The following is a 14,692-nucleotide window of genomic DNA, read 5'->3' on the forward strand; positions in this document are numbered from 1 at the left end:
GCGCCCCGACGGGGCCCCTGCGCAACAGAAGGCGAGGAGCGAAGGTGTCTGCGAAAACCTATGACTACATCGTTGTCGGCTCGGGCTCGGCGGGCGGGGTGATCGCCGCCCGGCTGAGCGAGAGCGGCCGCCATTCGGTCCTCTGCCTCGAGGCCGGAACCGAGACGGAACGCTATATCTGGAGCCGCTCGCCGCTCGGCAGCGCCTTCATGCTGCAAAACCCGAAGGTCAACTGGAACGACTATTCCGAACCCAACCCGAGCCACGGCAACCGCCCGATCCATGTCGCGCATGGCAAGATCCTCGGCGGCTCGAGCGCGATGAACGGAACCCTCGTCAACCGCGGACAAAAGCGGGATTACGACCAGTGGGCGCAGATGGGCTGCACCGGATGGAGTTATGAGGAGGTGCTTCCGTTCTTCCGGAAGATCGAGACCACCGATATCGGCGCGGACCGCGATCGCGGCCGCTCCGGGCCGATCACCGTGACGCGCTACGAGAGGATGACGCCGTTCTTCGATCTCTTCATCGGTGCGGCGGAGGCGGTCGGGCTGCCCTACAACGACGACTATATGGGCGACACGCAGGAAGGCGTGGCGATGACCCAGATCTCGGTGCACCGCGGCAGGCGCAACAGCACCGCGACGGAATATCTCGCCCCGGCGCGGAAACGGCCCAACCTGACGATCCTGGGCGGCGCGGAGGCGATGTCGCTGATCCTCGAGGGGCGGCGCTGCGTCGGGCTGCGCTATCGCCGCCGGGGCCGCATCGAGGAGGTCCGCGCCGGCCGCGAGGTGATCGTGAGCGCGGGCACGATCAATTCCCCGAAGCTCCTCGAACTGTCGGGCATCGGCAATCCCGCGATCCTCGACCGGCACGGTATCGAGACGGTGCTGGCGCTGCCGGGCGTGGGGGAGAACCTGCGCGAGCATTACGGTCCGCAGATGAAATGGGAACTGAACCGGACCGGCATTTCCTTTGCCAACCGCGGCCATGGCTGGCGTTTCCTGCGCGAACTGCTGCGCTATGCGACCCATGGCGGGGGCTTCATCGGCCAGGGCATCGGCGGCATCCGGGTCTGCGCGCGCTCGCACGAGGGGATCGAGGAGGGGGACATCCAGATGGTCGTGAACCCGTTCCTCGTCGAGGTCACCGGCGGCCGCAACGGCGTCGGCGGCAAGCGGCGCATGTCGCGGGTGGAGGCCTTCTTCGTGACGCCGCAGGTGCAGCGGCCCGAGAGCGCGGGCAGCATCCATGTGATGTCGGCCGATCCCTTCGCGCCGCCTGCCATCGACTACCGCTTCCTCGAGACCGAGACCGACCGGCGCGTCGCGATCGAGGGGCTGCGGCTGGCGCGGCGCATCGCGGCGGCGGAGCCGCTGGCGGGGGTGATCGCGCGGGAAATGGCGCCCGGACCGGCGGTGCAGTCGGACGAGGAGCTGGAGGCCTTCATCCGCACCACCGGCACGACGAGCTACCATCCCGCGGGCACCTGCAAGATGGGGCAGGACGAAAGCGCGGTGGTGGACCCCGAGCTGCGGGTGCGCGGCATCGCGGGGCTGCGGGTGGCGGATGCCTCGGTCATGCCGGTGATCGTCTCGGGCAATACCAGCATTCCGACGATGATGATCGGGGAGAAGGCCGCGGCGATGATCCTGGCCGCGGCGGAGACAGGCGGGGCATGATCGTCCGCCGGAAATCAGGGATGAGAGACAGATGAAGTTCAGTCCGGGCAATCCTGTGGCGCGTCGCGAGGACGACCGCCTTCTGACGGGGCGCGGCCGCTATGCCGGCGACGTGCGGCTTCCCGGCCAGGCCCATGCCGCGGTCGTGCGCTCCGATTACGGTCATGCGCGCATCCTCTCGGTTGACCCCTCCGCCGCGCTGGAGATGCCCGGCGTGCTGGCCGTGCTCACCGCGCGGGAAATGGCGGAGGACGGCATCGGCGGGATGCGGTTCCGCGGCCATCTGCTGTCCGGCCCGCTGTGCGACCGGGCGGGCAGGGAATTCGTCAACCCGCCCCGCATGCCGCTCGCCTCCGAGCGCGTGCGCTATGTGGGGGAGCCGGTCGCGGTGGTGGTGGCCGACACGCCCGCGCGGGCGGTGGATGCGGCCGAGGCGGTGCTCGTCGAGTGCGACGAGCTTCCCGCCGTGGCCGATATCGCCGCCGCCATCGCAGAGGGCGCGCCGCTCGTGCGCGACGACTGTCCGGGCAACGAGGTCTTCCTGTACCGGGCCGGGGATGCGGAGGCGACGGAGCGTGCCTTCGCCACGGCGCCGCACCGGCTAAGCCGCCGCCTGACCGTCAACCGGGTGCATGCCAACCCGATGGAGCCGCGTTCCTTCACCGGCGATTACGACGCGGCGCGCGACCATTTCACCGTCCATGCCGGGGTGCACCGGCCCTTCGAATGCCGCAACGCGCTCGCGGACCACGTCTTCGGCATCCCGCGCGAGCGGGTCGATGTGGTTCCGGGGGATATCGGCGGATCCTTCGGTCTCAAGGGGTCGATCCCGCCGGAGGTGGCGCTGGTCGCCTGGGCCTCGAAGCGGGTCGGGCGGCCGGTCACCTGGACGGCGACGCGGAGCGAGATGCTGACCGCCGACGACCACGGGCGCGACATGATCGCGGATGCGGAGATCGCCTTCGACGACGAGGGGCGGCTGCTCGCCTTCCGCACCCGCAACATCAACAATATCGGCGCCTACATGTCGACCAACGGCGCGGCGCCGGCGACCAACAACCTCGGCTCGCTCGCGGGCACCTACACGATTCCGCACATGGCGGTGGAGGTGAGCGGCGTCTGGACGAACACGACGCCGACCTCGCCCTATCGCGGCTCGGGACGGCCGGAGGCGGCCTATGCGATCGAGCGCATGATCGACCTTGCCGCGCGCGAGCTCGGCATGGATCCGGTGGAGATCCGGCGCCGCAACCTGATCCCCAACGACGCCTTTCCCTACGACACGCCGCTGGAATTCGTCTACGATTGCGGCGAGTTCGACAAGGTGCTGGAAAAGGCCGTCGCGGCGGCCGATTACGCCGGCTTCCCGTCCCGGCGCGCAGAGGCGGCGGCGCGGGGCCGGCTGCGCGGGATCGGCGTGGCGATGGCGATCGAGATCGCGACGCGGCCCGGCACCGAATATGTCTCGCTCAGATTTGCCGCCGACGGCGGCGTCACCGTGCTCGCCGGGACGACCAATCACGGGCAGGGGCACGAGACGCTCTTTGCGCAATACCTCTCGGACCGGCTGGGGATCGACCCGGCGCGGGTGCGGGTGGTCGAATCCGACACGCGCGAGGTCGCGGCGGGCAACGGAACCGGCGGGTCGCGCAGCGCGGCCTTCGGCGCCGGTGCGATCATGGACGGCATCGACAAGAGCATCGCCGCGGGCCGTCCGATCGCGGCGCATCTGCTCCAGGCGGCGGAGGCGGAGATCGGCTTCGACGACGGTGTCTACCGCGTGGGCGGCGCCGGGCGCGGCGTCTCCTTCCTCGAGGTGGCGAAGGCGTCCTTCGACGAGGACATGCGTCCGGCCGGGCTCGCACAAGGGTTGCAGGCCGACGGCGTGCTCCGGCTCGACGCGCCGAACTTCCCGAACGGCTGCCAGGTCTGCGAGGTGGAGATCGACCCGGACACGGGCGTGGTGGAGATCGTAGCCCATACCGTCTGCGACGACGTCGGATTCGAGCTGAACCCGCAGATTGTCAAGGGCCAGATCCAGGGCGGCGTGTTGCAGGGGCTGGGCCAGGTGCTGATGGAGAACATGGTGTTCAGCGAGGAGGGGCAGAACATGACCGGCTCCTTCATGGATTACGCCATGCCGCGCGCCACGGATTCGGTATCGCCGGTCGTCCTGAGCCACCCGGTCCCGACCACCACCAACCCCGCGGGGGTGAAGGGGGTCGGGGAATCCGGCAGGGTGGGCGCCTTGCCCGCGGCGATGAACGCGATCGCGGATGCGCTGGCGCCGCTCGGGATCGACCACATCGACATGCCTGCGACGCCGGGGCGCGTCTGGGAGGCGATCCGCGCCGCGCGCGGGGCGGCGCGGAGCAGATCGGCCTGACACCGGCCGCCGCGTCCCGGCGGCCGGCCTGCCGTCACAACAGCGACGGCAGGTAGGTGGCCAGTCCGGGGACGAGCGCGAGGATCACGATGCCCAGGATGAACAGCATGACGAAGGGCCAGGCGGCGGCATAGACATCGTTCAGCCGACCCTCGCGCCAGGTGCTCTTGAGCGCGAAGAGCACGTAGCCGAAGGGCGGCGTCAGCCCGCCGACGGTGATGTTCACGAGGAACAGGAGCCAGAACCAGATCGGATCGAACCCGTTCGCCGCCACGATCGGCAGGTAGATCGGGATCACGATCAGCATCAGCGCGATCTGGTCGACGAACATGCACAGGACGAAGGGCAGCAGCATCATCAGGCTCAGCAGCACCCAGGTCGGCATCTCCGCCCCGACCACCCATTCCGTCAGCGCCGAGGCGCCGCCGGAGAAGGCGAGAAGCTGGCTGAACAGCTTGGAACTCGCCATGATGATCAGGATCATCGCGGAGACCTTCATCGCGGCGGCCAGCGATTGCATGACCATGCGCAGGTTGAGGCTGCGGTAGATGGCGGCGGTGGCGAGCGAACCGATGACCCCCATCGCCGCCGATTCCGTGGGTGTGGCGATGCCCGCGAGGATCAGCCCCATCACCATGGCGATGATGATGGTGAAGGGAATGAGGCTGAGCACGGCGCGCAGTGCGGCACCGGGGCTCACCTGCTGCACGGCATCGCTGTTCTTCGGGGCCATCTCCGGATTGCGCCAGATCCGGAAGAAGATGTAGCCGAGGAACAGCGCCGCGAACATCAGCCCCGGAATGATCCCCGCCACCAGCAGCCCGGCGATGGACACGCCTGCGAGCGTGCCGATGATGATGACGAGGACACTCGGCGGGATCAGCGGAGCGAGGCTTGCCCCGGCGAGGATGGTGCCCGCCGACAGCCGGGGATCGTAGCCGCGGTCGATCATCCCCGGAAGCAGCGAGCGCCCGAGCATCGCCGCGACCCCCATGGCCGCGCCCGAGAGCGTGCTGAACACCGTCGCCAGCACCACGGCCAGCACGTATTGCCGCCCCCGGACGCGCCAGACGAGCGTGTCGATGGAGCGGAACAGGACCTCGACCGCATTGCTTCGGAACAGGATCTCTCCCATGAGGATGAAGAGCGGGATCGTCACGAGCGACTGGCTCGTCGTCGTCTCGAACAGGCTGTTGGTGAACATGCTGTAGCCCGCCGGGCCGATGAACAGGCCGACCGCGATCAGGTTGATCAGCAGGAAGGCGGCAAAGACCGGCATGCCGGTGGCCATGAGCATCAGCAGCAGGCCGACGCCCACGAGAATGGCCGGGATTCCTTCAGGCATTGCGGGCCTCGCTCGGTATGCGCTCGCCCTGCGTGCCGAAGGCCAGTCTCAGGAAATAGAGCGCGCTGTTGACGAAGCCGAACAGGATCAGCGCGGTGAACCACCATTTCGGCGCGGGAACGGCGCTGAGCGTCATCGTGCCGCGCGCGTAGAGGATCCGCACCTCGCCGGCGACGATCCAGCCGGCCCAGAGGCAGACCGCGGCGGCGGCGAGGAAGCCTGCGGCGACGATCCTGCGCGACCATGCCTCGGGCAGCAGGTCGGGCAGCAGGGTGATCGACACATGGCCACCCTCGCGCGTGAGCCAGGGCGCGGCCAGGAAGACCGCGCTCAGCAGCAGGAATGAGACAAGGTCGCTCGCCCAGCGGGTCGGGGCGTTGAAGAAATAGCGCATCACGACCTCGTAGGCGAAGCTCGCGACGATCACGGCGAGCGCCGCCGAGGCCAGGACGAAGGCGGCTTTCGAGAGCATGTCGTGCAGCTTCAGTACGTGCCTGCCTGTCCGGTATAGGTAGGTTCCCATCCAGTCCTCCCGTGCGTGGGGTTGTCGGAACGGGGCGCCCCGTGGTTCGGGCGCCCCAGGGCGATCCGGGTGCGGATCAGTAGGTGAGGCCCGCCTCCTCGGCGAGTTCGCGCAGCCGGGCGACCTCGTCGGGGCTGACCGTCGCGGCGAGATCCATCTGCCCCACGAACCACCCCTGTTGCAGGGCGGCCGCCTGATCTTCGGTCAGTTCGGTCTCCTGCATGCCGTTCTCCTTGAGCGTTTCGACCTCGCCGTCGACGATGCCGCGGAAGATGTCGGAGGCCGTCGGTTCGAAGTCATGCGCCGCCGTCTCGATCTGCTGGCGCGTCTCCTCGTCGAGGCCGTTCCAGGTGTCGAGGTTGACGAGGACGAGATAGGTCGACTGGCCGAAGGACGGGCGCATGATGTAATCGGCCACCTCGTACCAGCGGAAGGCGACGGTGCCGATGATCGGCCATGCCGCGCCATCGACCGTGCCGCGTTCGAGCGCCGGGTAGATCTCCGATCCCGGAAGAACGACGGGAGAGGCGCCGAGATTGTTCAGCGCGGCGTGATAGCTGGGCGTGCCGCGGATCTTGCGCCCGGCCAGGGCGTCGCCGGTGAGCGGTTCCTTGAGCACCACCTGATAGCCGCCCGGATCGACCAGGATCGCGAGGAGTTTCATGCCCCTCTTCTGGTATTCCTGGTCCACGTAGTCGAGGATCCCCGCCTCCCGCCAGTCGTCGAGATCTCCCTTCAGCGTGTCGAGCGCCATGCCGATGCCGAGGGAATTGTAGTGATAGGACCCGATGGTGAAGAGCACGTCGAACAGGCCGCGCGACACGGGGTCGAACTGTTCGAAGGGCGGGATCGTTTCCGGCCCGGAGACCGGCATGTCCAGATCTTCGACATTCTCCTCGAGATGGTCGGTGAATGCGGTGAGCACCTGGCTCACCGTCGGGAAACTCTGGTCCCAGCTCGTGAGAACCCTGAGCGTCTCCGCCTGCGCCTGTCCGACGAGACAGGCACACGCCAGGGCGCCGGCCGCAACCGTGTTCAGAACCTTCTTCATATTTTCCTCCCTTTGGCCCCTTCCGGACCTTTCCTCCCGTCCGGACCATAACCTTAGATATCTCGCAGAGTCACCTTTCGGCATATGATCGTCGGTCTTGCGTTTCGTCCCTAAAGGGTTTCGCGTGCCCCCTGCCAAGTCAACTCGAAGCGATCTAAGTTTTGTTTTTGCACATATGTGTAATTTGTCCGTCCTGGTTCCGGCGCCGTTTCCGGCAGCTTCGGCAGGCCCAGCGACGGGTCGAGCCGGGGGCTGTCCGGGCGGGCGGCGCGGCCGCACCCGCGCTCAGGGGGCGGTGGCGGCCGGCGCGCTCCCCGCCGTCTGCGCAAGATCCGCCTCCAGCTCCGCGGCGATCTCGTGGAACAGGTCCGAGACGCGCGCGCGCTTGGTCTCCAGCCGTTCGGCGAGGCCGTGCACACCCATCGCGAGGCCCCGGTGCCCCGGCGGCGTCGGGATGATCATGGAGATCATCGCCGCCCCCCAATGCGCGGTCGGGCGCAGGAGTTCGCGCGCATGGACGAAGGAGATGTCCATGTCGCGATGCTCGATCAGCTTCTTCAGGAATTCGGTCTCGCTGAATTCGTCCTGGCGCAGCTCGCCCAGCTCGATCGTGCGCCGGTAGATCGCCAGGGCCTGCGCGAGATCCATCCGCGCGAGAAACAGCCATCCCGTGCCGGACTGGACCAGCAGCCTGCGGGTCCCGCGCCGGATGTTGATGCCCTCCCAGCCGTGCAGCGTGTCGATATATTCGAGGTAGATGTCGGTCGGCGTGGCCAGCACGACGGATTCGTTGGCCGCCTCGCGCAGCCGGTACATCGCCTCGAGCACCGCCGTCTGTTCGTAGGCGTCGAAATTGAGCCAGGAGCCCAGATGCGCGATCCGTGCCGCGGGCATGTAGCGGCGGGTCCGGTCGTCGAAGTTCATGTAGCCCTGATCGACCATACACTTGAGCAGGGCGCTGACGCTCGAGACCGGATGGTCGAGGCTCGCCGCGACCTCGCTCAGTCGCGCCGGTTCGCGCGTGCGGGCGAAATGCTCGAGTATCTGGAATACCCGTTCCGCGGATTTCACCGAATTCCTCGTCATCACCGGATCCTCCTCCCAGCGAGGTTCCAGACTATGCGGGCTGCGCGCCGGGACAAAGCACGGATATGAGATTTTACATATGTGTAAAAATATCGGGCACTCGCGCGGCGTCGTTGACCCTCGGGAGCGGGGCCTGCCTAGTGGTCCCCGAACGACATCGGGAGGACACGCAATGACATATCTCGTAACCGGCGGACTGGGCGTGAACGGCGCCTGGGTGACGCGCAGACTGCTCGAGGCCGGCCATCCGGTCCTGGTGGTGGACCGGCAGACCGATACTTCGCTGCTGGGAGAGGCCGCCTCCTCGGTGCAGATCGTCAATGCCGACATCATGGATGGCGAGGCGATGCGCGCGCTGCTGGCGAAGCACGAGGTGAGCTGCATCGTGCATATGGCTGCGCTCATCGCGGGGCTTCAGGAGGATCCGCTGCGCGGGCTGACGGTCAACACGCTGGGCACGGCGCAACTGATGGACGCGGCGGTGAAAACCGGGGTGAAGCGCTTCGTCTACACGAGCTCGCGCGCGGTCTACGGCAATATCACCGGCCGCAACGCCTATCCGGATTACGAGCCCGTGGTCGAGGACCAGTGCCTCGCGGCAGAGAACGTCTATGACGTGACCAAGCTCGCGGGCGAGCTCATCGGTCGGAACTTCGCGAAGCTCGGGCTCGAATTCGTGGCGCTGCGCTTCGCGACGATCTTCGGCCCCGGCAAGCTGACGCGCCACGGCGCGATGGGGATCTACGGCAAGATCATCGAGGGGGCGATGGCCGGCGTTCCGGTCCGCATCCCGCACGGCGGGGAGGAACGCGACGACGTGATCTATGTCGGGGATGTCGCGCAGGCCTGCCTGCGGGCCGCGACGCATGCGGGGCCGGCCTACACCGCCTACAACATCTCGCGCAACACCGGCACCACGCTGAGGGAGTTCGCCGCGGAAGTCGAACGTCAGATCCCCGGCGCGGAGATCGAGATCGGCGACGGGCTGAACTATTTCGGCGGGGACGTGAACTATTGCGGGATCCTCGACAACAGGCGCGCGGTCGAGGATCTGGGTTTCTCGCCGGAATACGACCTGGGGCAGGGGATCGCCGCCTATATCGCGACGCTGAAGGCGCTCGGGCTCGCCCCGGCGGGCGCCTGATCGCCGCCCGGACGCCGGAAAATTTTTCACATTCTTGCAAAGATCGCGCGATCCGGGCCGCGCGCTTGTCAGCCCGGAGGGTGTCCCATACCTCATTGGGACAGGTTGCACGCCGGGCCCTGCCGGGGCGCGCAACGCTCGAATTTCGAAATCCAGAAAAGGAATGGTGTCATGCTGACGGCTGTTGAGGATTTTATCGGAAAGGTGCGCGAGATCTACGGGCGCGTCGACGATATGGAGGCGCGCTTCGCGGAGATCCGGCCGCTGCTCCAGGAGCTTCTCAAGGACGAGGAACTGAAGGAGGCGTCGGAATCCTGGCCTTTCCGGAACGAACCGGAAAAGGGCTATATCGAGAATCTCCTCTTCTACGAGGATCCCGATTACAAGTTCGTCCTGAACTCGCTGCTGAAGAAGCCGCATGAAAGCACCCCGGTTCACGACCACGCCCATACCTGGACGCTCTACGGCGTCCTGCGCGGCACGGAGAAGGTGATCCGCTTCGAACGGACCGACACGCCCTCCGAGGCGGCGGGCGAAGACGAATATGCCGATCTGAAGAAGATCTCGGAGCATGAGGTGAAGCCGGGCTATATCGACTTCGTGCGGCCCTACGACATCCATGTCGAACACACCGGGGAGGAGCCCGTGGTGGGCGTCATCTTCCGCGACCAGCGCGTCGGCGGCTTCCTCCAGAACTACTATGACGCGGAGACGGGCAAGATCAACAAGACCAAGGGTCCGGTCCAGATCCCCTACAAGCTGGGCGCCTGAGCGCCCCTCGCGGGATGCCGGCCTTCCCCCGGCGCCAGCCTGCCGTCCCTGCCGGGTCGGCGGGCCATTTTGCGTCCCGTGTTGGGCCTTCCGCGGACCGGCAGGCTCCAGCGGGGCGCCTCCACGGCCGGCTGCCGGCCGCCGCCAAAGTCTTATTTTTATTGTCAGGTATTGACTTCCACTTTTTGTCACATCAGAACAGCCGGCGACAGCCGTGGCCTTGCTGCCATCAGCCGACTGGTCTTAATGACTTTGAAAAGGTGTCTTCATGAACCGTTCGACGCGTATGGGGCGCCGTTTGTGCGTCGCCGCAGCCCTTCTCCTCTCCACCCAGATGGCTTTCGCGCAGGAAGTCTTTGACCGTCCCGCGCCCTTCTCGGGCAGCGTGTCGATCTCCGGGGCCGACCGCGCGCCGCTCTACCGCGGCTCGACGGCCGAAGTGAGCGGGACGGGCTTTTCCGCTGGCCAGACCGTGACGCTCGAGCGCGGCGACAGCGTGCTGGTCGAGGCGGCCGAAGTCGATGGCGAAGGCAATTTCACGGCCAGTTTCGACATCCCCGCCGATGCCGAACTCGGCCTGCATCCGGTCGTGGTGAAGACCCATGCCCCCGACAGCGCCGAAGTGGTGAGCGTGAAGGTGTCGCCCGAGCTCGAGATCTTCGGCGAGGAGCAGTTCGAGATCACCAAGAGCGCCTCGCTGTCCGGCAACCTCTACCAGCTTGCCGTTTCCGAGGCGAATGGCACCCTCTTCGTGACCTCCGCCGTCGGCCGGCCGCCGGTCAAGGAATCGACGATCTACAAGCTCGATGCGGACACGCTCGAAGTCCTGGCGGAGAAGACGCCCGAGGGCGAGGACGAGCGGGGGAGCCTTTTCGCGGTCTACGGCGTGGCCGTCGATGACACCCACGGCAATGTCTGGGTGACCCAGAGCCGCCAGGACACGATCGCCGTCTATTCCCAGGAGGATCTGTCGCTGGTGAAGCAATTCGACGCCGGCACTGCCGACCATGCCCGCGACGTGCTCGTCGACGAAAGCCGCGGCCGCGCCTATGTCAGCGCCGCGACCGGCGGGATCAAGGTGTTCGACACCGAGACGCTCGAGCTGGTCGAGACGATCGCGGTGCCCTCCGACCTGCGCGGCCAGGAGTTCTTTACCACGAGCCTCGCACTCAACGAGGAGGAGGGCCTGCTCTATACCCCGTCCCTGACGACGCCCGAAACCGCCGTGATCGACGTGGAGAGCGGCGAGGTCACCGTGTCGCCGCTGACCGCCACGGACGGCACGATCGGCGTGGACGTCTCCGACGACGGCTCGCGCCTGTTCTTCGTCTCCCAGGGCGGCGACGATCTCGTCATTACCGATACCGAGGGCACCCTGCTCGCGGACACGCCGATCGGGGTGCAGCCGCTGAACGTGGTCTATGACGATGCCGACGGGCTCGCCTATGTCGTCAACCGCGGCTCCGACAGCCTTGCCGTGGCGGATTCCAACGGCGAAGTGGTCGCGAACCTGCGCGTCGGTCCGCAGCCGAACTTCGTGGAGGAAGCCGGGAACGGTTCGATCTACGTGGTGAACAAGGCGCGCGAGGGCAACGAGGACAGCAACACGATCTGGCGCGTCGACCTCAAGTGATTTCTGCATAATATCAGGCATGCAGACTGGCAGTCGCGCTCCCTCGGCGCGGCTGCTTTTTCTTTGGCAGGGCAGGCGATCAGGCGGCCGGGCCGTCCACGCGGATCAGCGTCTCGCCGCGGCTGTCGCGCTCCACGCGCGCGGCGACGTTGTAGACGCGGGCAAGCAGGTCCGGGGTAAGCACCGCGCCCGGCGCGCCGTCGGCGGTGATCCTGCCGTCCGACAGCACGACGAGGCGGTCCGCCCATTGCGCCGCCTGCGTCAGGTCGTGGAGCACGGCGATCACCAGCCGCCCTTCGCGGGCCAGTGCGCGCATTTCGGAGAGCATGCGGAATTGCATCGAGAGATCGAGCGCCGCCGTGGGTTCGTCGAGCAGCACCACATCGGGATCGCGGGCGAGCGCCTGGGCAAGGCCGACCGACTGGCGCTGTCCGCCGGACAGGCCGGCAAGCGACTGCGTGGCGAGCGGGTGGCAGCCGAAGCGGATCAGCAGCGCCTCGGCCCGCGCGATCTGCTCGCGCTGCGACAGGCCCGTGGTCCCGCCGGCGTTCATCGCGACGCGCAGGCTGTCGAGCACGGTCAGCTCCGAGCGGTTCTCGAGCTGCTGCGGCATATAGCCGATCCGCCCGGCGCGCAGCACCCGTTTCATCCGCGCCAGATCCTCGCCGTCGAGCGCGATCCGCCCCTCATAGGGCAGGGTTTGCGCGATGGCGCGCAGGAGGCTCGATTTCCCCGCCCCGTTGGGACCGGCGAGCACGACGAATTCGCCATGCCGGAGCGGCGCCGTGGAAAGCTCCGCCAGCACCGTCTTGCGCCCGCGCATCAGGCGGATGTCCTCGAGCGTGAGCGTCATGCCAGCGTTCCCTTGCGGCGCAGGATCAGCGCGAAGAACACCGGCAGGCCGACGAGCGAGGTCACGATCCCGATCGGCAGCAGGATGCCCGGCACCAGCAGCTTCGACAGGATGGAGGCGAAGGACATGAGCACGGCCCCGGTGAGCACGGAAGCGGGCAGCAGGAAGCGGTGATCCTCCCCCACGGCGATCCGCGCGATATGCGGACCCGCGAGCCCGACGAAGCCGATCACCCCCACGAGCGAGACGGCGGAGGCCGCCAGAAGGCTCACCCGCACCAGCGCCCAGCGGCGCAGGCGCGTGACGTCGACGCCGAAGCTCTGCGCCTGGGCCGTGCCCATCCTGAGCGCGGTGAGCTGCCAGGAGGCACGCAGGCTGAAGGGCAGGGTGGCGGCGAGCACCACGGCCATGAGCACGATCCCCTCCCAGCGCACGCCGGCGAGGCTGCCCATGGTCCAGAAGACGAGCTGTTGCAGCGCGTCGGCGGAGGCGACGAATTGCAGGAGCGCGAGCAGGGCGCCGGCGGTGAAATTGAGCGCGATGCCGAACAGGATCACCACGGTCGGCCCGCCGCCGCGGAGCTGTGAGACGAGCTGGAGCACCAGCATAGAGGCGAGCGCGAAGACCAGCGCATTGGCGGAGATCGCCCAGATCGCCGGCAGCACCGGCAGGCTGATCCCCAGGATGATCGCGACCCCCGCGCCAAGCGCGGCGGAGGAGGACACGCCGAGCGTGAAGGGTTCGGCGAGCGGGTTCTCGAGCACGGTCTGCATTTCCGTCCCGGCAAGTGAGAGCGCGGCGCCCACGAGCAGCGCCATGAGCGCGACGGGCAGGCGCACCTTCCACACGATCACCTCCGCCCCGCGGGAGGCGCCCGTGCCGCCGGTGAGCACGTCGAGCACCTCGGAGAGCGGCAGGCCGGAGGGGCCGGAGGTGATATCGGCCAGCAATCCGCCGAGGGCAAGAAGGCCCAGCACCGCGACCAGCAGGACGCGGCGCGCCTGGCGGCGGGTTTCCGAACGGGTCAGGGCACTGTCGGTCACGGCGCGCGGTACCACCATGTGCCCTCGACCCGGACGGGCGAGAAACGGGTCTGGATCTCCGCCATCGTCGCCTCGGGATCGAGATCGGCGAAAAGCTCGGGATGGAAGGTCTGCGCGAGATATTCGATCAGCGCGATATGGATCGGGGAGTCGTTGAACAGGTGCCAGACGGCCAGCGCATGACCCTCCTCGACGGCGCGCAGGTCGGCGATGCCGGGGGAGTCGAGCAGCGTCCCGAAGCTCGCCGCCGCTTCCGCCGGATCGACGCCCGCGCCGAGCACGAGACCGCCGCGCGCGCGCATGTGCTGCCCGCCGGTCGCAAGGAAATAATCCGGGTCGAGCGCGACAAGGTTCTCGAGCCCCACCGTGCCCATCAGCCCCGGCACGATCTCGCGGCCGAGATTGTCGCCGCCCGCCTCGCGGATCACGTCGTCGAAGACGCCCGCGCCCACGGTCGCACAGCAGCGCGCGCCGCTGGCGTGGACCTGGACGAAGACGCGCGGCCGCGCCGGATCGGCATCCGCGAGGCGCGCGCGGATCAGCTCGCGCTTTTCGGTGTAATAGGCATTGAACTCCGCCGCGCGGTCCTCCGCGCCGATGAGCCTGCCGAGGATCGTCAGGCTGTCGGTCGTGTTGGCGATCGGATTGGTGAAGAAATCGACGAAGACATAGGGAATGCCCGCCGCCTCGAGCTGCGCCAGCGGCACCTGCATCTGCGGGTCTTCCGCGTCGATCAGCGAGAGGATGACGAGATCGGGGGCGAGCGCGATGGTGCTCTCGACCGAAAGCTGCCGGTTGCCGGCGCCGACGGAGGCGATCCGCGCGATCTCCGGGAAGGCGTCGGTATAGGCCGTGAGCCGTGCCGGATCGAGCGCCTTCGCCTCGCGCCAGCCGACGATGCGGTGGACCGGGTCGTCCTCGAGCATGCCGAGCACCACGAGATGCCGCCCGTCGCCCAGGACGATGCGTTCCGCCGGCGCCTCGAGCGTCACCTCCCGCCCGGTGATGTCGGTCACCGCAATCTCGGCCAGGGCCTCCTGCGCGCCCGTCAGGGCGGCGGCCAGCATCAGGGCGAAGCGCATCGGGCGGGGGAGGCGGAACATGTCGAAACTCTCGCGACTGCCGGCGGTCGTGACGACCGGATTTTTCGGTTTGCGGCACCTAACCAATTC

12 protein-coding genes are annotated in these 14,692 nt (G+C 67.7%); 5 read left to right on the forward strand and 7 right to left on the reverse strand.

The features are described 5' to 3' along the window. The first annotated feature begins 44 nt into the window (after nucleotides 1-44). Both P73_RS10570 and P73_RS10575 read left to right on the forward strand, forming a co-directional pair. Nucleotides 45-1,685, forward strand: a complete 1,641-nt coding sequence (locus P73_RS10570; protein WP_043869532.1) for a GMC family oxidoreductase — start codon at nucleotides 45-47, stop codon at nucleotides 1,683-1,685. A gap of 31 nt (nucleotides 1,686-1,716) precedes the next feature. Beyond that, on the forward strand, nucleotides 1,717-4,071 hold the full coding sequence (locus P73_RS10575) for a xanthine dehydrogenase family protein molybdopterin-binding subunit (protein ID WP_052453169.1): 2,355 nt from the start codon (nucleotides 1,717-1,719) through the stop codon (nucleotides 4,069-4,071). A 34-nt stretch (nucleotides 4,072-4,105) separates the two neighbouring features. Here P73_RS10575 and P73_RS10580 read toward each other — a convergent pair whose 3' ends face one another. The 4 genes from P73_RS10580 to P73_RS10595 form a co-directional block, all read right to left on the reverse strand. After that, complete coding sequence (locus tag P73_RS10580; RefSeq protein WP_043869534.1) at nucleotides 4,106-5,416, reverse strand: TRAP transporter large permease; 1,311 nt, start codon at nucleotides 5,414-5,416, stop codon at nucleotides 4,106-4,108. Continuing rightward, complete coding sequence (locus tag P73_RS24365; RefSeq protein WP_082033194.1) at nucleotides 5,409-5,939, reverse strand: TRAP transporter small permease; 531 nt, start codon at nucleotides 5,937-5,939, stop codon at nucleotides 5,409-5,411. Before P73_RS24365 ends, P73_RS10580 begins: the two co-directional genes overlap by 8 nt. A gap of 76 nt (nucleotides 5,940-6,015) precedes the next feature. After that, entirely contained in the window at nucleotides 6,016-6,990 is a 975-nt protein-coding gene (gene dctP / locus P73_RS10590; protein WP_052453171.1) for a TRAP transporter substrate-binding protein DctP, read from the reverse strand. A gap of 285 nt (nucleotides 6,991-7,275) precedes the next feature. After that, entirely contained in the window at nucleotides 7,276-8,076 is an 801-nt protein-coding gene (locus P73_RS10595) for an IclR family transcriptional regulator (RefSeq protein ID WP_043869535.1), read from the reverse strand. Nucleotides 8,077-8,248: 172 nt separating this feature from the next. Between P73_RS10595 and P73_RS10600 the strand changes: the two genes are divergently transcribed. The 3 genes from P73_RS10600 (at nucleotide 8,249) to P73_RS10610 (ending at nucleotide 11,624) form a co-directional block, all read left to right on the forward strand. Next, entirely contained in the window at nucleotides 8,249-9,220 is a 972-nt protein-coding gene (locus P73_RS10600) for an NAD-dependent epimerase/dehydratase family protein (RefSeq protein ID WP_043869536.1), read from the forward strand. 171 nt (nucleotides 9,221-9,391) lie between these two features. Beyond that, on the forward strand, nucleotides 9,392-9,991 hold the full coding sequence (locus P73_RS10605) for a cysteine dioxygenase family protein (RefSeq protein WP_043869537.1): 600 nt from the start codon (nucleotides 9,392-9,394) through the stop codon (nucleotides 9,989-9,991). 268 nt (nucleotides 9,992-10,259) lie between these two features. After that, a complete protein-coding gene (locus tag P73_RS10610) occupies nucleotides 10,260-11,624 on the forward strand; it encodes a YncE family protein (RefSeq protein ID WP_074743206.1) in 1,365 nt (454 codons plus the stop codon). Nucleotides 11,625-11,703: 79 nt separating this feature from the next. Here the strand turns inward: P73_RS10610 and P73_RS10615 are convergent, their stop codons facing one another. The 3 genes from P73_RS10615 to P73_RS10625 are packed head-to-tail and all read right to left on the reverse strand — an operon-like array spanning nucleotide 11,704 to nucleotide 14,623. After that, nucleotides 11,704-12,477, reverse strand: a complete 774-nt coding sequence (locus P73_RS10615; protein ID WP_043869539.1) for an ABC transporter ATP-binding protein — start codon at nucleotides 12,475-12,477, stop codon at nucleotides 11,704-11,706. Further along, nucleotides 12,474-13,538: a FecCD family ABC transporter permease gene (locus P73_RS10620; protein ID WP_043869540.1), complete on the reverse strand. Its 1,065-nt coding sequence runs from the start codon at nucleotides 13,536-13,538 to the stop codon at nucleotides 12,474-12,476. Before P73_RS10620 ends, P73_RS10615 begins: the two co-directional genes overlap by 4 nt. After that, a complete protein-coding gene (locus P73_RS10625) occupies nucleotides 13,517-14,623 on the reverse strand; it encodes an ABC transporter substrate-binding protein (RefSeq protein WP_052453172.1) in 1,107 nt (368 codons plus the stop codon). Before P73_RS10625 ends, P73_RS10620 begins: the two co-directional genes overlap by 22 nt. Between the last annotated feature and the right edge of the window lie 69 nt (nucleotides 14,624-14,692).

The organism is Celeribacter indicus (genome assembly GCF_000819565.1).
Lineage (GTDB): Bacteria > Pseudomonadota > Alphaproteobacteria > Rhodobacterales > Rhodobacteraceae > Celeribacter > Celeribacter indicus.